Annotated in this window: 16 protein-coding genes and 5 pseudogenes; 13 read left to right on the top strand and 8 right to left on the bottom strand. The window is 64.2% G+C overall.

What is annotated here, in order from left to right; all coding sequences use genetic code 11:
* The first annotated feature begins 31 nt into the window (after positions 1-31).
* The 6 genes from ADT71_RS17505 to ADT71_RS17485 all read left to right on the top strand — a co-directional run bounded on the left by ADT71_RS17505 (position 32) and on the right by ADT71_RS17485 (position 5,652).
* Positions 32-370: a PilZ domain-containing protein gene (locus ADT71_RS17505; RefSeq protein WP_054438847.1), complete on the top strand. Its 339-nt coding sequence runs from the start codon at positions 32-34 to the stop codon at positions 368-370.
* A gap of 146 nt (positions 371-516) precedes the next feature.
* On the top strand, positions 517-696 hold the full coding sequence (locus ADT71_RS31470) for a hypothetical protein (protein WP_156336653.1): 180 nt from the start codon (positions 517-519) through the stop codon (positions 694-696).
* Between the two features lie 35 nt (positions 697-731).
* On the top strand, positions 732-2,636 hold the full coding sequence (locus tag ADT71_RS17500; protein WP_231635980.1) for a TonB-dependent receptor: 1,905 nt from the start codon (positions 732-734) through the stop codon (positions 2,634-2,636).
* A 63-nt stretch (positions 2,637-2,699) separates the two neighbouring features.
* Positions 2,700-4,016 carry an MFS transporter gene (locus tag ADT71_RS17495; RefSeq protein ID WP_054438843.1) on the top strand — a complete coding sequence of 439 codons (1,317 nt, stop codon included), beginning with the start codon at positions 2,700-2,702 and terminating at the stop codon, positions 4,014-4,016.
* Complete coding sequence (gene cysK / locus ADT71_RS17490; protein ID WP_054438842.1) at positions 4,013-4,930, top strand: cysteine synthase A; 918 nt, start codon at positions 4,013-4,015, stop codon at positions 4,928-4,930. The genes ADT71_RS17495 and cysK overlap by 4 nt, the downstream gene beginning before the upstream one ends.
* 2 nt (positions 4,931-4,932) lie before the next feature.
* The gene (locus ADT71_RS17485) at positions 4,933-5,652 is read left to right on the top strand and encodes a dienelactone hydrolase family protein (protein ID WP_197283062.1); all 720 of its coding nucleotides are present in this window, start codon (positions 4,933-4,935) and stop codon (positions 5,650-5,652) included.
* A 53-nt stretch (positions 5,653-5,705) separates the two neighbouring features.
* Here the strand turns inward: ADT71_RS17485 and ADT71_RS17480 are convergent, their stop codons facing one another.
* The 4 genes and pseudogenes from ADT71_RS17480 to ADT71_RS35840 all read right to left on the bottom strand — a co-directional run.
* Positions 5,706-5,984 (bottom strand): hypothetical protein, encoded by a 279-nt coding sequence (locus ADT71_RS17480; protein ID WP_132468785.1) that lies wholly within the window; start codon positions 5,982-5,984, stop codon positions 5,706-5,708.
* Positions 5,985-6,395: 411 nt separating this feature from the next.
* A complete protein-coding gene (gene hisI, locus ADT71_RS17475) occupies positions 6,396-6,773 on the bottom strand; it encodes a phosphoribosyl-AMP cyclohydrolase (protein WP_054438839.1) in 378 nt (125 codons plus the stop codon).
* Between the two features lie 334 nt (positions 6,774-7,107).
* Entirely contained in the window at positions 7,108-7,557 is a 450-nt protein-coding gene (locus tag ADT71_RS35845) for a ComF family protein (RefSeq protein ID WP_369818301.1), read from the bottom strand.
* Positions 7,558-7,692: 135 nt separating this feature from the next.
* Positions 7,693-7,866: pseudogene (locus ADT71_RS35840) on the bottom strand (double zinc ribbon domain-containing protein); the annotation flags it as partial.
* Between the two features lie 127 nt (positions 7,867-7,993).
* On the opposite strand from ADT71_RS35840, the gene ADT71_RS17465 reads away from it, so the two are divergent.
* Positions 7,994-8,752, top strand: a complete 759-nt coding sequence (locus tag ADT71_RS17465; protein WP_054438837.1) for a class I SAM-dependent methyltransferase — start codon at positions 7,994-7,996, stop codon at positions 8,750-8,752.
* 51 nt (positions 8,753-8,803) lie between these two features.
* Here the strand turns inward: ADT71_RS17465 and ppdK are convergent.
* The 3 genes and pseudogenes from ppdK to ADT71_RS17450 all read right to left on the bottom strand — a co-directional run bounded on the left by ppdK (position 8,804) and on the right by ADT71_RS17450 (position 14,635).
* Positions 8,804-11,466: pseudogene (gene ppdK, locus ADT71_RS17460) on the bottom strand (pyruvate, phosphate dikinase).
* A 60-nt stretch (positions 11,467-11,526) separates the two neighbouring features.
* Positions 11,527-13,515 (bottom strand): glycine--tRNA ligase subunit beta, encoded by a 1,989-nt coding sequence (glyS, locus tag ADT71_RS17455; RefSeq protein ID WP_369818297.1) that lies wholly within the window; start codon positions 13,513-13,515, stop codon positions 11,527-11,529.
* A gap of 215 nt (positions 13,516-13,730) precedes the next feature.
* A pseudogene (locus tag ADT71_RS17450) lies at positions 13,731-14,635 on the bottom strand (glycine--tRNA ligase subunit alpha).
* A gap of 179 nt (positions 14,636-14,814) precedes the next feature.
* Here ADT71_RS17450 and ADT71_RS17445 point away from each other — a divergent pair.
* The 5 genes and pseudogenes from ADT71_RS17445 (at position 14,815) to ADT71_RS35835 (ending at position 18,659) form a co-directional block, all read left to right on the top strand.
* On the top strand, positions 14,815-15,780 hold the full coding sequence (locus tag ADT71_RS17445; RefSeq protein WP_156336650.1) for a TraB/GumN family protein: 966 nt from the start codon (positions 14,815-14,817) through the stop codon (positions 15,778-15,780).
* 3 nt (positions 15,781-15,783) lie between these two features.
* Positions 15,784-16,638 (top strand): TraB/GumN family protein, encoded by an 855-nt coding sequence (locus ADT71_RS17440; protein ID WP_054438836.1) that lies wholly within the window; start codon positions 15,784-15,786, stop codon positions 16,636-16,638.
* 151 nt (positions 16,639-16,789) lie between these two features.
* Positions 16,790-17,401: a 50S ribosomal protein L25/general stress protein Ctc gene (locus ADT71_RS17435; RefSeq protein ID WP_054438835.1), complete on the top strand. Its 612-nt coding sequence runs from the start codon at positions 16,790-16,792 to the stop codon at positions 17,399-17,401.
* An 88-nt stretch (positions 17,402-17,489) separates the two neighbouring features.
* Positions 17,490-18,058: pseudogene (gene pth, locus ADT71_RS17430) on the top strand (aminoacyl-tRNA hydrolase).
* Between the two features lie 28 nt (positions 18,059-18,086).
* Positions 18,087-18,659 carry a PEP-CTERM sorting domain-containing protein gene (locus tag ADT71_RS35835; protein WP_369818300.1) on the top strand — a complete coding sequence of 191 codons (573 nt, stop codon included), beginning with the start codon at positions 18,087-18,089 and terminating at the stop codon, positions 18,657-18,659.
* Positions 18,660-18,870: 211 nt separating this feature from the next.
* Here ADT71_RS35835 and ADT71_RS30490 read toward each other — a convergent pair.
* Positions 18,871-20,238 (bottom strand): annotated as a pseudogene (locus tag ADT71_RS30490) (tetratricopeptide repeat protein); the annotation flags it as partial.
* Positions 20,239-20,378: 140 nt separating this feature from the next.
* Between ADT71_RS30490 and ychF the strand changes: the two are divergent.
* The coding region (gene ychF, locus ADT71_RS17415; protein WP_156336647.1) for a redox-regulated ATPase YchF at positions 20,379-21,512 on the top strand (1,134 nt) is incomplete at its 3' end.

Raw genomic sequence — 21,512 nt, 5'->3', positions numbered from 1 at the left:
CAGTCACAACACCATCATGAGGCATTTAGAGATGACTGCAGGAGCGCAGCTCACTGTAACCGACAAGCGTCGCGCGGCACGGCACCCCGTCGATTACAAGGTGATTGCTGAACATCGCCAGCTCGGCGACCTCCATCTGCACATCGTCAATCTCTCTGCGCAGGGCTTCATGGCGCAAGGCGAACAACCGCTCGACCGCGGCGAACGCCTGGTCATGCGCCTCCCGGTGATTGGCCGGATCGAGGCGCATCTGATCTGGGCTCACGAAGGCCGCGCCGGCTTCCAGTTCGAGCGCATCATCCGCATCGATGACTTCCTGAAGCTCGTTGATACGGTTCAGCCGAACCCTCGCCTGCGCCCGCGCCGCTAAGGCTTGGCTGCCGGCGCCGCGATCAAGGGCGCCATTTATCCGGGAATTTCAGGACGAAACTCCATTCATCGCGCGTATGAAACGCCCTATCGCCGCGAAACATTTCAGCATTGATATGTTATATCCTCGCAATTAGCCGGTTGAGCATGACGCTCCCAACCGCCCGACTCGCCCTGCTGGTGACTGCCAGCGCCCTCTCCTCGACGCTTGCCGTCATGCCCGGCACCGCTGCGGCACAGACCGGCTCACCCGCGCCGAGCGCGCGGCCGACACGGACGGGCATCCGCAGGAAAACGGCCCGGAAATCATCGTCACCGGCCGCCTGATCTCGGGCAATGCCGATCCCATCGCCGCGCCGGTCGTGCTCTCGGGCGAGGCGCTGACGCGTGACCTCAAGCCGCAGATCGGCGAAATGCTTGCCAGCCTTCCAGGCGTTTCCAGCACCGGCTTCGCGCCCGGCGTGTCGCGCCCGGTCTTGCGCGGCTTTGACGGCCCGCGCGTGCAGGTGCTGCTGGACGGCATCGGCTCGCTCGACGCATCTTCCGTCTCGGCAGACCACGCCGTGTCGCTCGACACGCTCAACGTGGACCGGATCGAGGTCCTGCACGGCCCGCGCGTGCTGCTCTATGCCAGCGATCCTTCGGGCGGCGTCGTCAATGCCGTGGACAAGCGGATCCCACGCAAGGTGCCGGACAAGGCCTTCAGCCTCGATGCTCTGGGCTCGTTCGGAACGGCCGCGAACATGGTCAACGGCGGCGTTGCCACCGATATCCGGCTCGCCAGCCGCCTCGTGGCGCACTTCGACGCTTCCTATTACCACAGCGACGACCTCCACGTGGGCGGCTACGTCCTGTCGCCGGAACTGCGCGCGCAGACCCTGACGCAGGCTGGCGATCTTGCCGATGCAGGCGATCTCACCGGCGCGGCCACGCTGACCCAGCAGGCCAACCAGCGCGGCAAGATCGCCAACAGCGGCACCGAAGGCTGGACGCTGGGCGGCGGTGTCGCATTCATCGACGACGGCGGCGACATCGGCATCTCGGTACAGCGCCTCGCCAACGACTACGGCATTCCCCCGCGCCCTTCGGCCGATCCCGAAGCAACCAGTATCTCGCTGCGCCAGACCCGCGTGGACCTTCGTGCCGGGCTGAACCTCGAAGGCTTCCTCAAGCGCCTCGAACTGCGCGGCGCCTATGGCGACTACGAGCACGCCGAGATCGAGGATGGCAACATCGGCACCCAGTTCCACAACAAGGCTGTGGAAGTGCGCGTCCAGGCGGACCAAGCAAAGCGCGGCATCTGGAGCGGCTCCAGCGGCATCCAGTATTCGTCCGCCCGGCTCGACATCAGCGGCGACGAGATGCTGCTGCCCGACAACAACACCGACCGCTTCGCCGTCTTCACGCTGCAGCACCTCGAAGTGGGCCAGTTCGACCTCGAAGGCGCGCTGCGTTACGAAAACACGCGCATCCGCACGATCCCGGCCGACGAGAAGCGCAATTTCGACCAGTATTCGGGCGTCGCCGGCATCGCCTGGCACCCGATCGACCATGTCACCCTTTCGGTGAACTATTCGCACGGCGAACGCGCGCCCTCGGCCGAAGAACTCTTCGTCGACGGCCTGCACGACGCCACCCAGTCCTACGAACGCGGCAACCCTGACTTCAAGGTCGAGCGCAGCAACGGCATCGAGGCTGGCGTGCGCTATAACGGTGGCGACGTGGCGGGATCGGTTACCGTGTTCGGCACCAACTTCTCGAACTTCATCACTGCTGTGCCCACCGGCGAAGTGATCGAGGACTTCCCGGTCTACCAGTATCTTCAGGCCGGCGCCCGCTTCCGCGGTATCGAGGCCGAGGGCGGTGTGACGTTCGCGCATTGGGGCGGCGACAAGTCGATCAAGGCCGATGGCGGCGTCGATTATACCCGCGCGCGCCTGGTCGACATGGGCCCCGTGCCGCGCATCCCGCCGCTGCGCGCGCGCGGCGGCCTTGAGTTCGACTCCTCCGCCTTCACCCTTCGCGGCGAAGTCGAATGGAACGCGAAGCAGGACCGCGTGACCGAAAACGAAAACCCGACGAACGCCTTCACGCTGGTGAACGCCAGCGCGACCTGGCGTCCGTTCGGCGAACAGGGCCCGCTCTCGCTCATCCTCGCCGCGGACAACCTGCTCGACGTCACCGGGCGCCTCGCCGCTTCCGAAACGCGCGACTTCGTGCCCATCGCCGGACGCGACGTGCGTATCACCGCGCGCTTTACTTATTGATCCAAAACATAACCTATCGTTCCGCATGAGCGGCATGTCTTGGCAATGCTTTGACATGCTGCCATGCAGCGATCCGTGAGCACGATCCAGCCCCCCAGCCCGTCCGCCCCGAGTTCCGGGCCGGAACCTTCCTCGCCTCTGCGCATCGCCGATTATCGCAAGTTCTGGCTCGCCCGCTTTGCGGTCGTCTTCGCCTCTACCGGCATGGTCGTCATCATCGGCTACCAGCTCTACGACGTGGCCCGCACCGACTACGGCATGTCGATCGCGGAAGCCTCGTTTCAGCTCGGCCTGCTGGGCTTTGCACAGTTCCTTCCGATCTTCCTGCTGACCCCGGTGGCAGGCGTCATTGCCGACCGATTCGACCGGCGGAAGGTTGCGGGTCTCGCCATGGCGGTCGACATCCTCGTCGCCATCGGCCTGGCCCTCGTCACCGAACTCGATCTGCGCAGCCTGCCGGTCCTTTACGTCTTCGCCGCGCTCCACGGCATCGCGCGTGTCTTCGTCAGCCCGTCGATGACCGCGATCGCGCCGAACATCGTTCCCACCAGCCTCATTCCCCGCGCGATCGCCTTCAACTCGATCGCCATCGAGGCCGGAACGATCATCGGCCCGGCCGCCTTCGGCTTCCTCTTCGCGCGCCACCACGCAACGCCGTACTGGATCGCCGCCGCGCTCATGGCGGTGGCCGCCTTCAGCATCACCAGCATCCGCAATCTGCCGCCGGTTCCCAAGGATGCGCGCCGGGATCATCCGATCCGCCAGATCGTGGACGGATTCCACTTCATCTGGCGCGAGCGCTTCCTGCTGGGCTGCATCACGCTCGACCTTTTCGCAGTGCTGCTCGGCGGCGCGACCGCCCTGATGCCCGTCTTCGCACGCGACATTCTCCATGTTGGCCCGGAGGGCCTTGGCCAGATGCGCGCTGCAACCGCTGCCGGTGCCGCCATTGTCGCGCTCTGGCTCTCGTTCAGGCCGCTGGCCAAAAACGTCGGCGTGAAGATGCTGCTGTCGGTTGCGGCTTACGGTGCGATGACGGTGGGCTTCGGTCTTTCGCGCAGCTTCGTGGTGTCGCTGGGCTTCCTCGCCATGCTCGGCGCGGCCGACATGATTTCGGTGTTCATCCGCAGCTCGCTGGTCCAGTTGCGCACGCCGGACGACAAGCGCGGCCGCGTTTCCGCCATCTCCGGCCTTGCCATTTCTGCATCGAACGAGCTGGGCGAGATGCAATCCGGCGTCGCAGCAGCCCTGCTTGGCGCCACCGGGGCTGTTGTCTTCGGCGGCGGCGCTGCCATAGTCATTACCGCAATCTGGGCCTGGAGCTTTCCGGAGATCCGCCGTGCCCGTACCTTCGCACCACGATGGGAGCATGAGACATGAAGGCCGACAGCATCCTCGCCACGATCGGCAATACCCCGCATATCCGCCTATCACGGCTGTTCCCCGACCATGAAGTCTGGGTAAAGGCCGAACGCACCAATCCCGGCGGATCGATCAAGGACCGCATCGCGCTGGCCATGATCGAGACTGCGGAAGCCGAAGGCACACTCAAGCCCGGCGGCACGATCATCGAGCCGACTTCCGGCAATACCGGCATCGGCCTTGCCATGGTTGCTGCGGTCAAAGGCTACAAGCTCGTGCTGGTCATGCCCGAATCGATGTCGATCGAGCGCCGCCGCCTGATGCTCGCCTATGGTGCGACCTTCGATCTCACCCCGCGCGAAAAGGGTATGAAGGGCGCCATCGAGCGCGCCAGGGAACTCATCGAGACCACGCCCGGCTCGTGGATGCCGCAGCAGTTCGAGAATCCGGCCAACATCGCGGTCCACGTGAAGACGACCGCGCAGGAAATCCTTGCCGATTTCGCCGAAACGCCGATCGACGTGCTGATCACCGGCGTGGGCACCGGCGGCCACCTGACCGGCTGCGCGGAAACGCTCAAGCTGACCTGGCCCACGCTAAAGGCCTATGCCGTAGAACCCACCCTCTCTCCGGTCATCTCGGGAGGCCAGCCCGGGCCGCACCCGATCCAGGGCATCGGTGCCGGCTTCGTGCCTGCCAACCTGCACACCCAGTCGATCGACGGTGCGCTTCAGGTCGATCCGGCGGATGCGAAGGAATGGGCACGCCGCTGCGCCACCGAGGAAGGCATGCTCGTCGGCATCAGCTCGGGCGCAACGCTTGCCGCCATCGCGCAGAAGCTGAAGGAACTGCCCGCGGACAGCCGTGTACTCGGCTTCAATTACGACACCGGCGAACGCTACCTGTCGGTGCCGGACTTCCTGCCGGAGTGACCATGCTCGAAACGATTGCCTACAGCCACGCCGGTCAGGATCTGACCGGCCACCTGGCGCGTCCCGAACAAGACGCGCGCGCTGCCGTGGTCCTGTTTCCGACGATCGCGAACGTCAACGCGGCCATGGAACGGCGGGCGGCGATGCTGGCCGATCTCGGCTACTTCGTCCTGATCGCGGACTTCTATGGCGAGCATGTCGCCAGCTTCGAGGCATCGTTCCCGTTGGCCGAGAAGCTGCGCGCCGACAACGGGCATTACCGCGCCCGGATCGCGGCGGCCATCGCTGCGCTGCGGGCCGTTCCCGAGGCCGCCGGGCTGCCGCTGATCGGCATCGGTTACTGCATGGGCGGTCAGGCCGTGCTCGAAGCTGCGCGGGATGGGCAGGACCTGCTCGGTGCCGTGAGCTTCCACGGAACGCTCTCCACGATCAACCCAGCCGAACCGGGTGCGATCAAGCCCCGTATCCTCGTCTGTCACGGCGATGCCGACCCCCTCGTCCCGCGCGAGCAGGTGATCGGCTTCTGGGAAGAAATGGACCGCGCCGGCGCCAATTGGCATTTCCATGCTTATTCCGGTGTCCGTCACGGCTTCACCGATCCCGGCAGCGACGAACGCGGCATGGCCGCGATCGGCTACGATGCCAGTGCCGACCGGCAGAGCTGGGCAGCAATGCTCGCGTTCTTCGGCGAGATCCTGGGCTTTGACGAAGCGCGGGGATGATCCTCGATGCCGTGGCCGCCCCTCGGGACGGCCACGGTTTCGGTTTCAGCGCGTCAGCAGCCGCGTGACTTGCCGTCCTCCGGGTGATGGCCACCCCAGTCTCCGTGGCCCTTTCCGGGCCTGCCGCCGCCCCACTTGTCGCCATGCGGGTTACCGCGCCCGAAGAGCCGCGCGAAATGGTCCCGGACCGCGTGGTTTCCACCGAAGCGGTAGGATTTCGCCGAGGCGCGCGGATTGACGATGGATGCGGATGACTTGGTATCCGCCATTGCAGCGGTCGGCACGGCCATAAGGCCCGCCGTCACGGCAGCTGTCAAAGCTCTGTGCTTCATTTGCTTCCCTTCCATTTCCATACGCCCCGAACGCCTCGCAGGCGCCCTGCTCCCTTTGCACACCCCTTCAGGTCCGGCATTTATCGCGAATGACGGAAGTAGGGGCGAGGCCAGGCGACAGCCATCGGCCGGGGCACGAAACGCCGGCTGAAGCCTATAACAATGTTCGTTTTTTATGGGACGGGTGCGGCCGGAAACGGCCCTTGCACCCTGTCACCCTGGATAGTCGCTTGGCCGTTCGCGTGTTGCGAGCCGATTGCGACGACTTGTCCGTTCCATCCGCTCAGCCGAAGATGCTGAAAACTCGGCTTAATACGGTTAAACCTGGACGAATGACCCGCAAGTGCATGTTCTTATGGAAAAACACGCGTCCCTGCATTTAAAGGATTTTCCGGGTTAATCCTGAAATAGTTAACCATCCACGGGCGAAAGCGAATCGCCTTCCAATGCACGGTAAAAGCAACTGCGGGCGCCGGTGTGGCAGGCCGGGCCCTGCGGAGTGACCCTCAGCTCGATGGCATCCTGATCGCAATCCACCCGAATCTCGTCGATCCGAAGGAAATGGCCCGATGTTTCACCCTTGAGCCAGAGCTTCCCGCGCGAACGCGAATGGAAATGGGCAAGGCCGGTTTCGCGGGTCTTCCGAAGCGCTTCCTCGTTCATGTACGCTACCATCAATATCTCGCGAGTCTGCGAGTCGACGGCGATGGCGATCAGCAAACCTTGCGCGTCGAATCGCGGAAGAAACGCTTTTCCGTGTTCCCGTTCAGCCTTGGTTACTTCGGACATGCCGGAAATTTCCCTGAATTGAATACATTGAACGTGGTTGTTGCACGATAACCACAGCCGTTGACCAAAATCCTCGTAGCCCCGCGACGCCTCTTTTCAACCCCCGGGTTTCGTAGGATTGTCGGCTTGCAGCTGGGGGGCTGCTTCTGACCCACAGGTCGCTGAGATACAAGCGCCACGGTTCAGGGAAAGACTGGAATACACTTCGGGTGGTCTGGTTCAGTTGAATGAGGGATCGGGCCAGGCGGCCGACAGGGGGACCGCCGAACTGCGAAAGCAGGGTCCAACAGTTTCGTCACGAGGACGCCCGGAGCCACCAGCTCCGGCGTTTTCGTTAGAGCCCTTCCTCAAATGGTACTTCGCGATTTCCTCCGCGCGTATGCTCCAGCGCTTCGTCCAGAACGCGTGCGAAACAGGCGATCACAACTTTGGCGGCACCGCCCCGCTTGAGCGCGGAAACGCAGGCATCGCTCGTCGCGCCACTGGTGAGCACATCATCCACAAGCAAGACCTTCGCGCCCTTCAGCCGATCCTTCCTCTTGCGGTGAACCCCAATCGCCCCCGAAAGCGCTCTCCGCCGAGCCTTCTTTCCCAGTCCACCAAGCGACGGAGTCGCCTTGCGGCGCTCAAGCAGATCGACGACAAGCACGCCGCCGGCCACTGCCGATATTTCCCGCGCCAGTTCGGCCGCCTGATTGTACCCTCGCCTCCAGATCCGCCAGCGATGCAGGGGAACCGGGACGACCAGCCAATCCTCTTCGACGAAGGGCAACTTGGCGCTCATCAACCTGCTCATCAGTTTCGCATGGGAGAGGCGATTGCCATGCTTCAAGGCCAGTACCAGCTTGCGCGATGCCTCATTGTACAATGTCGCCGCGGCGATCCCGTCATGTCGGGGCGGATCGCCAAGACACGGCGCGCAGGTTGCCCCCTGTGGCACCCCGCCGCCAAACGGGCGCGAACACGCAGCACAGCTCGGCTCTCCGGGAATCGCCAGCTCTATCCAGCACGGCGGACAAAGGCCGCCATGCGCGATCAGTCCGTCGCCGCACAAAGGACAGCGCGGCGGAAATATAAGGTCGACGACCGGCATCACGGCCTGAGCAAAGGACATCCGCCGATGCTTACTCGCCGGAACCAGGGCGGCAAGCTACAAGGTGTTAACCCACTTGCACGAAGCGCAGTTGCGCCGAAGCGCGAGACGCGGCAGTTGGGCGGCCATGGCCAGCAAAGCTCCCCCCCGCATCTTCTCGCCCGACCGCCGCCTCGCCGCCCGCCGTCGCGCCCTCGTCCTCCAGCGGTCGCCAGACGCCCCCCGCTACCTGCTTGAGGACATGGTAGAGGATGTTCCCGAACGCCTTTCGTTCCTCCGCTTCGAACCCCGGCGCGCCCTCGTCGTGGGCGACTGGACGGGCAACCTTGCGCGCGACCTTCGCGCCAGCGGCGCGGAAGTCACAGAAGTGGATCCGGCCCACGGCTTCGACGAGGAAGCACCCTACCCCTTCGACGGTTTCGATCTGATCGTCAGCCTCGGCACGCTCGATACCGTAAACGACCTTCCCGGCGCGCTTATCCATATCCGCAAGGCCCTGGCGCCGGGTGGACTGATGATCGCCAGCTTCCTGTCGCTGGGAAGCCTGCCGGTCCTGCGCGAAATCATGCTCGCAGCCGATGGGGATCGCCCCGCCGGACGCGTTCACCCGATGGTCGACGTGCGGGCGGGCGGGCAATTGCTCCAGCGCACCCTGTTCGCCGATCCGGTGATAGACCACCGCCCGCTCCAGGTTGGCTTCCGCAGCTTCGACCGGCTGATCGCCGATATCCGGGCCCAGGCCGCGGGCAGCGTGCTGGCCGACCCGGGGCCGGCTCTGGGCAAGGCGGCGCGGGCGCGGGCGCTGGAGGCGTTCGAAGCAGCCGGCAAAGATGGCCGGACTGTCGAACGCTTCGAGATATTGACCCTATCGGGCTGGAAAAAATAAGAAAAAGGCCGGGGCTTCCACCCCGGCCTTTTCTCTTTCGCGCGAGCCGCTTCAGGCCAGAGCGGCCTGGGCCGCTGCGAGACGTGCAATCGGCACGCGGTACGGCGAGGCACTGACGTAGTCGAGCCCGACCTTCTCGCAGAACGCGATCGAAGCGGGATCGCCACCATGCTCGCCGCAGATGCCGAGCTTGAGATCGGCATAAGTCGCACGGCCACGCTCGGCACCGAGCTGCACCAGCTGGCCGACACCCTCGATATCGAGGCTGACGAACGGATCGCGCGGGTAGATACCCTTTTCGACATAGGGGCTGAGGAAGCGCGCGGCATCGTCGCGCGATACGCCCAGCGTGGTCTGCGTCAGGTCATTGGTGCCGAACGAGAAGAACTTGGCCTCCTCGGCGATCTCACCGGCCATGAGCGCTGCGCGCGGCAGTTCGATCATGGTGCCCACGAGATAGTCGAGCGTGCGGCCCTTCTCGGCGAAGACCTTCGCCGCAGCCTCGTCTACCACCTTCTTGAGGATCTGCAGCTCACGCTTGGTCGCGACGAGCGGGATCATCACTTCCGGCACGATCGCCTCACCCGAAGCCGCTGCGACTTCGCAGGCGGCCTCGAAAATGGCGCGCGCCTGCATCTCGTAGATTTCGGGGAAAGTGATGCCAAGGCGGCAACCGCGATGGCCGAGCATCGGGTTGAACTCGTGCAGTTCGTCCGCACGGCGCTTCAGCGTGTCCACACCGATGCCGATCGTTTCCGAAAGCTCCGCGAACTCGGCATCGCCGTGGGGCAGGAACTCGTGAAGCGGCGGATCGAGCAGGCGGATGGTGACCGGCAGGCCGGCCATCACCTCGAAAATCGCGATGAAGTCCGCGCGCTGTTCGGGCAGCAGTTTCTCCAGCGCCGCGCGGCGACCGGCCTCGTCCTCGGCCAGGATCATCTGGCGCACGGCCGAAATCCGGCCCGCGTCGAAGAACATGTGCTCGGTACGGCAAAGACCGATGCCTTCGGCGCCGAACTGACGGGCCATCCTGCAGTCGGCCGGCGTCTCGGCGTTGGTGCGCACCTTCATGCGGCGGTGCTTGTCGGCCCAGACCATCAGCGTGGCGAAATCGCCCGCCAGTTCCGGCTCGATGGTCGGCACTTCGCCGGCCATGATGTCGCCGGTGGCGCCGTCGAGCGTGATCACGTCGCCTTCCTTGAACTCGCGCGAGCCCATGCGAAGCGTGCGGGTCTTCATGTCGATCGACAGGCCCGAAGCGCCGGAAACGCAGGGACGGCCCATGCCGCGCGCCACCACAGCCGCGTGGCTGGTCATGCCGCCGCGCGCGGTGAGGATGCCCTTGGCGGCATGCATGCCGTGAATGTCTTCAGGCGAAGTCTCGACACGGACGAGAATCACGGCATCGCCGCGCTCGGCGCGTTTTTCAGCGGTATCGGCATCGAGTACGATCGCACCCGAAGCCGCGCCCGGCGAGGCCGGAAGGCCCTTACCGAGGATGTCGCGCGGCGCCTTGGGGTCGAGCGTGGGGTGCAGCAGCTGATCGAGCGCCATGGGATCGACCCGCAGGATCGCGGTGGATTCGTCGATCAGGCCTTCTTCCACCATGTCGACCGCCATCTTCAGCGCGGCCTTGGCGGTGCGCTTGCCCGAGCGGGTCTGGAGCATCCAAAGCTTCGTGCGTTCGACGGTGAACTCAATGTCCTGCATATCGCGGTAGTGCTTTTCGAGCAGCTCGAACACCGCGGCCAGTTCGCCATAGGCGTCCGGCATCGCTTCTTCCATCGACAGCGGCTTGGCCCCTGCCCGCTCGCGCGCGCCTTGGTCAGGTACTGCGGGGTGCGGATGCCGGCGACGACGTCCTCGCCCTGCGCATTGACCAGCCATTCGCCATAATAGGCCTTTTCGCCGGTAGCCGGATCACGCGTGAAGGCAACGCCCGTGGCCGATGTATCGCCCATATTGCCGAAGACCATGGCCTGCACGTTTACCGCAGTTCCCCAGTCGCCGGGAATGTCGTTCAGGCGGCGATAGACTTTGGCGCGGTCCGAATCCCAGGAATCGAACACGGCCTGAATCGCGCCCCAGAGCTGCTCATGGACGTCCTGCGGGAACGGGCGGCCGAGTTCTTCCTCGACGATGCCCTTGTATTCCTTGACGATGGCGCGCCAGTTGTCGGCGGTCATCTCGACATCGTTCATGTAGCCGTTGTCTTCCTTGGCGATCTCGAGCGCTTCCTCGAAGCGATCGTGATCGAGGCCGAGAACGACGTCGGAGTACATCTGAACGAAACGGCGATAGCTGTCCCAGGCGAAACGATCGTCGCCAGAGGTCTTGCACAGGCCTTCGACGGTATCGTCATTGAGGCCGAGGTTGAGGACGGTATCCATCATGCCCGGCATCGAAACGCGCGCACCCGAGCGGACCGAGACCAGCAGGGGATCAGCGGCATCGCCGAAGTTCTTGCCCACGGTCTTTTCGATGTGGGTGAGCGCTTCGGCCACGTCGGCGCGCAGCAGGTCCGAGAAGTCACCGCCTTCGGCGAGATACTTCACGCACTCTTCAGTGGTGATGGTAAAGCCGGGGGGCACCGGAAGGCCGATACCCGCCATTTCAGCGAGGTTCGCACCTTTGCCGCCGACGACGACCTTGTCACGGGCGCGGGCATCTTCATGCTTAACACCGCCGCCGAACGTGTAGACCTGTCTGCTCATCTATCCCCTGACTTTCCTGTCCTGGTTGATAAAAGTTTCACGAGTTTCAGGGAAAGCTCCCTAGCCCTCGATCCTCGAAAAATCCGCAACATTGTGCACTGCAGCACGGAACCGATCAAGCAAGGCCAGCCTTGCATGGCGCTTTACCGGGTCGCTGTCGTTGACGATGACCTGATCGAAGAAAGCATCGATCGGCGCGCGGAGCGTGGCCAGCGCGGACATGGCCGAAGCGAAGTCCTCTGCCTCCACCGCCCGTGCGGCCTGAGGTTCAGCCGCCGCCACCGCGCCGAGAAGCGCCTGTTCGGCAGCCTCGGGCGCGTAGGTCACGTCCTGCTGCGCGGCGTAGACGCCCTTCATGTCGGGATGGTCGACGTTTTCCATGGGATCTTCGTCACCCGAGGGATCGACCTTATCCTTCCAATCTTCCTTGCGCAGGATATTGGCCGCGCGCTTGTAGCCGGCAAGCAGGTTCACGCCGTCGTCCGTGGCGACGAAAGCCTGAAGCGCATGAACGCGGGCCAGCAGGCGGACGAGATCATCCTCGCCGCCCAGCGCGATCACCGCGTCGATAAGGTCGTGCCGAACGCCCGCTTCCTTCTGCTGCACCTTGAGGCGGTCCACGAAGAAATCGAGCAGATCGCTCTCGGCAACGCCGAAGCGCAAGCGGTTGTCCGTGATGAGCCGTATGATGCCCAGCGCCGCCCGGCGGAGCGCGAACGGGTCTTTCGAGCCGGTCGGCTTCTCGTCGATCGCAAAGAAGCTGCGGAGCGTATCCAGCTTGTCCGCCAATGCCACAGCTACCGTTACCGGCGCGCTGGGAACTTCGTCGCCCTGCCCGACCGGCTTGTAGTGATCGCGGATAGCATCGGCCACGGCGTTGGGAAGACCTTCAGCACGGGCATAATAACCGCCCATAAGCCCTTGAAGTTCAGGAAATTCCCCCACCATTTCGGTGACCAGATCGGCCTTGCAAAGTTCCGCCGCCTGGCGCGCGAGCGCCGGATCGCAGTTCGGGACGATGCCTTCGGCTGCCAGCCATTCCGCCAGCTTGGCCACCCGCTCGACCTTGTCGGCAACAGTGCCCAGCTTCTCGTGGAAGGTGATCCGCTCGAGCTTCTTCGCCTGCTCCGACAGCGGCGTCTTGCGGTCCTGCTGCCAGAAGAAACGAGCATCCGACAGACGCGCGGCCAGCACCTTGCGGTTACCATCGACGATGGCTGCACCGCCATCGGAAGCGACGATATTTGCAGTACAAATGAAGGCGTTGGCCAGAGAACCTGCCGCATCTTCGCAAACGAAATACTTCTGGTTCACGCGCGCGGTCAGCTGGATAGTCTCGGGGGGCACCTCGAGAAAATCTTCCTCGAACCGGCCGAGCAGCGGCACCGGCCATTCGGTCAGGCCCGCGTTCTCGATCACCAGTCCTTCATCCTCGACCAGCACGAGCCCCGCAGCCTCGGCCGCCTCACGCGCCTTGGTGCGGACGATGTCCTGCCGTTCCTCGTGGTTCACAAGGACATGGGCGAGGTGCAGCTTGTCGGCATAGTCATGCGCGCCGCCGATGGTGATCTCGCCGGGGGCGTGGAAACGGTGTCCAAGCGTTACGTAGCCGGACGCGATGCCGCCCACTTCGCACGCCACGAGCTGTTCACCGAAGATCGCGACGATGCCGGAAAGCGGACGCACCCAGCGCAGCGATTCGGTGGAGATCGAGGCGGCGCCCCAGCGCTGCGACTTGGGCCACGGGAAGTTGCGAATGATCGCGGGGATCACTTCGGCAAGCACCTCGGCCACGGCGCGGCCGGGCTTCTCGACGACGGCAAAGTAGGTATCCTTGCCTTTGAGATCGCGAACTTCGAGCTGGTCCTTGCTCAGCCCGGTCTTGCGCAGGAAGCCTTCGAGAGCCTGTTCGGGCGCACTGGTGGCCGGCCCCTTGGTCTCTTCGCGGACCGCTTCGGTGGCAAGCGGCAACCCGCGCGCGATCAGCGCAAGGCGGCGCGGAGTGGACCAGACGGTCACTTCACCCACGGTGACGCCAGCCGCCGCCATCTCCTTGCGGAACAGCTTTTCAAGGTCGGCGCGGGCACGGCCTGCATACGAGCCGGGATTTCCTGCGAGCGGAGTTCGAGAAGGAAGTCGGTCATGTCAGTACGCCGTTTGACGGGTTGATGGGGCAGTTGCGGCGTCGTTCGACGAGCTCATGACGAGCGGGGCCGGAAATGCGGCCTTTGCGTCATTCCGCTCAGTACGGGGCTGCCGAGGCCTCATACCGTCCACCCCGGGAACCTGGCTTCCCATTCGGCCTTGTTCTTCTCGATCCACGCCTCGCACGAACCTTTCGCCAGATCGCGCACGCGGCCGATATAGCTGGCCCGTTCCTGCACGGAGATCACGCCGCGTGCCTGAAGCAGGTTGAAGAGATGGCTGGCCTCGATCGCCTGATCGTAGGCGGCGAGCGGGATTTCCGCTTCGATGCAGCGCATGCATTCGGCCTCGGCGGCCTTGAAGCCGGCGAAGAGTGCTTCGGTGTCGGCGATCTCGAAGTTGTACTTCGACATCTGCTGTTCGTTGGCAAGGAAGACGTCGCCGTAGCTCACGCCCTCGTTGTTGAAGCGCAGGTCGTAAACGCGGTCCACGCCCTGGATGTACATGGCGAGGCGTTCGAGCCCGTAGGTCAGTTCCCCGGCTACCGGCTTGCAGTCAAACCCGCCGACCTGCTGGAAATACGTGAACTGCGTCACTTCCATGCCGTCGCACCAGACTTCCCAGCCAAGGCCCCAGGCGCCCAGGGTCGGGCTTTCCCAATCGTCCTCGACGAAGCGGATGTCATGCGCAGCGGATCAACGCCGATCTCGGCGAGGCTGGCGAGGTAGAGTTCCTGGAGATTCTCCGGGTTCGGCTTCAGGATCACCTGATACTGGTAATAGTGCTGAAGCCTGTTCGGATTCTCGCCGTAGCGGCCGTCGGTCGGACGACGCGAAGGCTGGACATAGGCAGCTTTCCAAGGCTCAGGCCCAAGCGCGCGAAGCGTCGTGGCCGGATGGAAAGTACCTGCTCCCATGCGCATGTCATAGGGCTGAAGAATAAGGCAGCCTTGCGCGCTCCAGAAATTGTGGAGCGTCAGGATCATGTCCTGGAAGCTGAGCGGCTGTTTGGCGGCGGTCGACATCGAAATCCCGTCAAATCTCTTGGCTGCGCGGCCTTTGGCGGATCGAACCGGGCAAATCAACCGCGCAAGCCGCACTAAAATGACAGTTACCGCTACCTCAAACGACGACCTGCCGTTATCTCCCGGCCATTCGAAGTCCGTTAAGGCCCTGTTTGCCCCTCTCCTTCCATGGAAACGCGATGATCTTTTCCAGCAAGACCCGGCCCGGCATGGGTGCAAAAACACCATGGGGCATCGCCGCCACCGCCTCGTTTTTCCTGTTCGCCGCGCCTCCCGCGCTGGCGCAGACCGCCACTCCGCAGTCTCTGCTCCCGTGTCGGAAACCGCAGTTCCCGTTCCCGTTCCGGCACGGCCGGCGATGTGGAAGATCGCCGACAAGGACACCACGATCTACCTTTTCGGCACGATCCACATTCCTCCCGCAGAACGCCGCATGGTTTCAGGGCCCCGTGCAGCAGGCATTCGAGTCGGCAGACCTGCTGGTGACGGAGACCATGCTCGATTCGCCCGCAACGCTTGAGAAGGTCTTCGTGGACCGGGGAATGCGGCATGACGGTAAGACCCTGCGTGAGAGCCTGGCACCTTTGGAGCGCACCAATTTGGAAAAAGGGCTTTCCAATCTTGGACTTCCGGCAGAAACCTTCGATGCATTCCAGCCTTGGTATGCGGGTCTTCTCCTGTCCCTGCTGCCGCTGAAGGCAGCGGGATACGATCAGGCGAACGGCGTGGAAACGCAGATCGAAGCCAAAGCCGCGTCCAGCGGGATCGCCCGGCACCCGCTCGAAACGGCGGACTACCAGATCGGTCTTTTCGCCGACCTGCCCGAAAAGAGCCAGCAACGCTATCTGGCCGAAGTGCTCGAGCAGCTTCCCACCCTGCGCGAGGATATCGCCAAGGTTGTGGAGGCATGGAAACTGGGCCGGGCGGACGAACTGGCCAAGCTGCTCAATGAAGACGAATCGGACGAACTGATGCGCAAGGCGCTCATCACCAACCGTAACAGGAGCTGGGCCAAGTGGCTGAAGACCCGGCTCTCGCAGCCTGGGGTGGTCTTCGTGGCGGTGGGTGCGGGACATCTTGCAGGCAAGGGCAGCGTGCAGGACCAGCTTGCCAAAGCCGGCATCCGTTCGGTGCGGGTACAATAACCGATGAGGCGCGCCGCCCTCCCCGCGCTTGCGGCTCTGGCGCTGTTCGCATGCAGTCCGGCGCCCGAGGCCGCCAATCCGGCGCTCTGGCGCGTGGAAGGGCCGCACGGCGAGGTAGCCTGGCTCTTCGGCACGATCCACAGCGCCGAGCGCCCATTGCAATGGCAGACCCCGAAAGTACGCGAAGCAATGGACGCAGCCGACACCGTCATGGTGGAAGTTGCCAATCTCGCGAATGAGGCCGAAGTGGCGGCCACATTCGCGCGGCTTGCCCGGAGCGAGGGAGAGCCGCCCTTGTCCAGCCGGGTCGCGCCGGACAAGCGCCCTGCGCTTGCCGCACTGCTCAAGCGAGGCGGCTATTCCGATGGCGATTTCGCCGCGATCGATACCTGGGCCGCGGCCCTCACCATCGCTCAGGCGGGGGCCGACAAGGATCAGGCCCGCAACGGCGTGGACCGCGCCGTCATGGTGGCCGCAGGCAACCGGCCCGTGATCGAACTCGAAGGTGCCGCCCGGCAACTGGGCCTGTTCGACGCATTGCCCGAACGGGAACAACGCGACCTGCTCGCCGCCGTCGTCACCGAAGCGCAGAGTTCGGACAGCGACATCGCTGCAAGCTGGCGCGAAGGCGACATGGCGCGGATCGAGGCGGAAACCCGCAAGGGCCTGCTTGCCGACCCGGAACTGCGTACGGTTCTTTTCGTCGGCCGGAACCGGGACTGGACAGGCAAGGTCTCCGCCGCCATGCGGCAGGGCAAGCGCCCGTTCGTGGCGGTCGGCGCCGCGCACATGGCAGGCCCGGAAGGACTGCCGGCGATGCTGGCCGGGCAAGGGTACAAGGTGACCCGGATCGAGTGATGCCCATGCGCCGGGCGCTTGCATTTCCGCCCATTTCACATTAAGGGCGCGCGCTTCCCGTCATGGTCATCCCTGGAGGCGTGGCGGGACGGTATGGATCGGCAAGCGGTCCCTATCCGATTTTTATCCAGTTTTCGAAAGGCAAGTCCACATGAGCGATACGCTTAACCTGCCGGCCGAGACGCGTGATCGGGCTGGCAAGGGAGCCTCCCGTGCTCTGCGTCGCGATGGCCGCGTCCCCGCCGTTGTCTATGGTGGCAACGAAGAACCCCTCGCGATCCACGTCGAGGAAAAGGAGCTGACCCGTCAGCTCATGACCGGTCACTTCTTCAACTCGATCATCGAAGTCGAAGTGGGCGGCAAGACCTACCGGACGCAGCCCAAGGACGTTGCCTTCCACCCCGTTTCGGATCGTCCGCTCCATGCCGACTTCCTGCGCGTCGTCAAGGGCGCGACCGTGCACGTCAACGTGCCGGTCGTCTTCGCCAACGAAGACGCCTCGCCGGGCCTGAAGCGCGGCGGCGTGCTCAACATCGTTCGCCACGACCTCGAACTGGTCTGCGACGCCGAGAAGATCCCGCACGAGATCGTTATCGACGTGACCGGCTTCGAAGTGGGTGAATCGATCCACATCAGCCACGTCAAGCTTCCGGCCGGTGCCGAGAGCGCGATCACCGACCGCGATTTCACCATCGCGACGATCGCTGCTCCCTCGGCTCTGAAGAGCTCGGAAGGCGACACGGCGACGACCGAAGCCGAGTAATCGGACGGTCAATCAATCGGCCCCCTCCCGCCCCGGCCAGCCCGGCGCGCGGGAGGGGCCTTTTGTCATTCTGGGGACCAGGACAATCATGCAGCTTTGGGTCGGCCTCGGTAATCCCGGACCGCAATACGTCTTCAATCGCCATAACGTCGGCTTCATGGCCGTCGATGCGATCGCCGAAATCCATGGCTTTGGTCCTGTCCAGAAGAAGTTCCTGGGCTGGTCGCAGGAAGGCCGCATCGGCACACAGAAGATCCTCCTGCTCAAGCCCGCCACTTTCATGAACGAGAGCGGCCGCGCCGTTGGCGAAGCCATGCGCTTCTACAAGCTGGCTCTTTCCGACCTGACCGTATTCCACGACGAACTCGATCTGCCGCCGTTCAAGGTGAAAGTGAAGCACGGCGGAGGCCATGCGGGACACAACGGCCTGCGCTCGATCGACCAACATCTCGGCGCCGATTTCCGCCGTGTTCGGCTCGGGATCGGGCACCCCGGACACAAGGACCGCGTAAGCGGCTACGTCCTCGGCAACTATGCCAAGACCGAGATGACCCGCTCGCAGACATGTTGGGCGCCATTGCCGGCGAGGCGGACCGGCTTTCGGCGGGCGACGATACCCGCTTCATGAACGACGTGGCACTGCGCCAGCAGGATTGAAACTGGTGAGGATGATTAACTGATTTTCATGCGGGATGCGCGTCGGGTTAGTTTACACAATCGTTATCATCCCTCAAGCGTTAACCAACGAACTCCGTATAAAAACGTATCTGGCACGTGCTTGCGTATTCCTTGGCAACCCAATCGGGGGCAACCCATTCGGGCAACAAGGGGAATACGAATGCTCCGCAAGACCATGCTCGTCCTGGCGCTTACCGCCGGCAGCACCCTCGCCTTCAGCACGCCGGCACTGGCCACCTGGGGCAAGGACAAGAACCATACGCACTACTGCAACTGCGGTCACTCTGCCGGAAACAAGCAGTGCGGCTCCAGCAGCACTTCTGGCGGCACGACCTCCACTTCGGGTGGCACGACCACGACTTCCGGCGGCACGACCACCTCGGGCGGAACCACCACGACTTCCGGCGGCACGACCAGCGGCGGAACCACGACGTCAGGCGGTACGACGACGTCGGGCGGCAGTTCGGGCGGCTCAACTTCGGGCGGCAGCACCGATGTTCCCGAGCCCGGCATGCTTGGCATGATGGGCATGGGCCTCCTCGGCCTCGCCTACGCGCGCCGTCGCAAGGCTCGCGCCTGATCGCGCGGGCGGCCCCGCTCATCCGCGCATGACATAGCCGCTGCCGGCGCTCAGCCGGCGGCGCTTTCGCCTTTGCAAGGTCGCGCGCTATGTCCTGGTTGCGCGGATCGGCTGCGGCCGCAGCCTCAAGAAGCCTTCGCGCAGCTGGAATGTCGCGGCCTGCTTCCAGACGAACGACCCCCGCCGTACGCAGGCAGTCCGGATTGTCGGGATCGGCGGCCAGCGCCCGGTCGGCATAGGCGAGCGCCTCCTTCGCCCGGCCCAGTCGCAACGAGGCAAATGCCAGTCGCTTGAGCACTTCGGGGTCTTCGCCCTGCCCGAGCAACGGAAGATATATAGCCACGGCACCGGACCAGTCCTGCGCAGCCAGCGCCGCCTGCCCTTTGTCGGCCTGCGCCATCGCAGCCTTGAGCCTCACCGGATCGAGCCGCGCCTTCAATACCTCCGCCTGGGGATCGCCCACCGATCTGGCAGCCTCCTGCGCCGCATCGAGGATTTCCGGCCGCGCCAGCGCGCTCGCCGCAAGGGGGCGCAGGGTTTCCCACGCCCCACCCGCATCGCCCGTCGCCAGTTGCGCCTCGCCCAGTCGCAGCCGCGAATAGGGGTTTCCGGGCTGGAGCAGCAGGGCGCGGCTGAACATGACGCGCGCCTGTTCGGCCTGGCCAAGATGAAGCAAGGCCTCCGCGTAAGTCATGCCGAGCCCGGAGGACGGGTCGAGCTGCATATCGCGCCCTTGCAGCGCGAGGCGTATTTCCTCCCACTTCCCCTTCTCGGAAAGCAGCTGGATGTAAAGATCATCGACAGCGGGATCGCCTGCCGCGATCTTCTGCGCCTTCAGGACAACGGCCATGGCCTCATCGACCCTGCCTTGCGCATCGTAGGCATTGGCGAGCGCCAGCATCGGCACGACACGGGCGGGAAAGGCGGAGACCGCCTTTTCATAAGCCGCAATCGCCGCGTCGGTCCGGCCGCGCTCATTCGCGAGATCGCCGGCCAGAACCAGCGTGTTGTACGCGCCGGGAGCGAACGATTGCATACGGGCAAGAATGCGCTCCGCACCGCCAAGATCGCCGGTTTCCAGCCGATAGCGGGCATAGGCCACAGCCAGCGCAATATCCTTTCCCGCCGCCATGCCCTTGTCGAAGGAAGAAACTGCGCCGCGCTCATCACCCAGCGCCAGGCATGCCTGAGCGCGCATGTTCCAGGCCTCCGTGCTGCCGTCGCCCGCAAGCAGGCGCGTGGCTTCGCCCGGGCGACCTTGCAACAGGGCGATCCCCGCCTTGAGCCGAAGCACGGAAGCGCCCCCGCCACCACCACCGGCCCGCAAGAGACGTCCGAGCGCGCGCTCGGCGGACGCGGGATCTCCAAGCGCAATCTGCGTGCGCACCAACAGCGCCAGAGCCGCGCGATTTCCCGGCTCATCCTCCAGCGCGGAAATCAGCGCGGCACGGGCGCCCTGATAGTCCTGCTCCGCATAGCGCACCTGCGCCGTGTCGAGCTGGCCAGCGGCATCGTCACCACATGCGGACAGCGAGACCGCGACCAGAACGGCAAGCGACAGGCGAACGAGCGGCTTCATACCCTGCCCCTTAAAGCCAAGCCCTGAAGTTTCCGTGAAGCCTCTCGTGCAAACACTCTTGCAAACAGGCGTCACGGTAACTGGTAAAGCGGGCAGACAGGCGCTAAGGCGCGGCCCATACATTTATTCCGGAGTAAAAGATGGGTTTCCGTTGCGGAATCGTGGGTCTGCCCAATGTCGGCAAGTCGACCTTGTTCAATGCGCTGACCGAGACGCAGGCGGCGCAGGCGGCCAACTATCCGTTCTGCACCATCGAGCCGAACGTCGGCCAGGTCGGCGTACCCGACCCGCGCCTCGATCAGCTCGCCTCGATCGCGGGATCGGCGAAGATCATCCCGACGCAGCTTTCCTTCGTCGACATCGCCGGCCTTGTGCGCGGCGCGTCGAAGGGTGAAGGCCTCGGCAACCAGTTCCTCGGCAACATTCGCGAAGTGGATGCCGTCATCCACGTCCTGCGCTGCTTCGAAAACGACGACATCCAGCACGTCGACAACAAGGTCGATCCCATCGCGGATGCCGAAACGGTCGAGACCGAGCTGCTGCTTTCCGATCTCGAAAGCCTCGAAAAGCGCGTCCCCGCCGCCCAGAAGAAGGCGACGCAGGGCGACAAGGAATCGAAGATCATCGCCTCCGTCCTCGGGCAGGCGCTGGAACTGCTTCGCGAAGGCAAGCCCGCGCGCCTGACCCAGCCCAAGGACGAGGACGAGGAACGCGTGTTCCGCCAGGCCCAGCTCCTCACCGCGAAGCCGGTGCTCTACGTCTGCAACGTGGAAGAAGAAGCCGCTGCCGAAGGCAACGAATTCTCCGCCCGCGTCTTCGAGAAGGCCAAGGCGGACGGCGCCACCGCCGTGATCGTCTCGGCTGCGATCGAATCGGAACTCGTCGGCATGGAAGCAGAGGAGCGCATGGTCTTCCTCGAAGAGATGGGCCTGCACGAAACCGGGCTCGCACGGATCATCCGCGCCGGCTACGAACTGCTCAACCTGCTGACCTTCTTCACCGTCGGCCCGAAGGAAGCGCGTGCATGGACCGTGCACAAGGGCGCGAAAGCTCCCGAAGCCGCAGGCGAAATCCACTCCGACATGCAGCGCGGTTTCATCCGCGCCGAAACCATCGCCTATGACGACTACGTTGCGCTGAACGGCGAAGCGGGCGCTAAGGAAGGCGGCAAGCTGCGCCAGGAAGGCAAGGAATACGTCGTCCACGACGGCGACGTGATGCACTTCCGGTTCAACGTTCTGATCGATACCATCGTCTCCCGGATCAGGTCCGGG

This window comes from Novosphingobium sp. ST904, from assembly GCF_001298105.1.
GTDB lineage: Bacteria > Pseudomonadota > Alphaproteobacteria > Sphingomonadales > Sphingomonadaceae > Novosphingobium.
The sequence above is the reverse complement of the archived record's forward strand: the minus strand, read 5'-3'. Positions and strand labels throughout refer to the sequence as shown.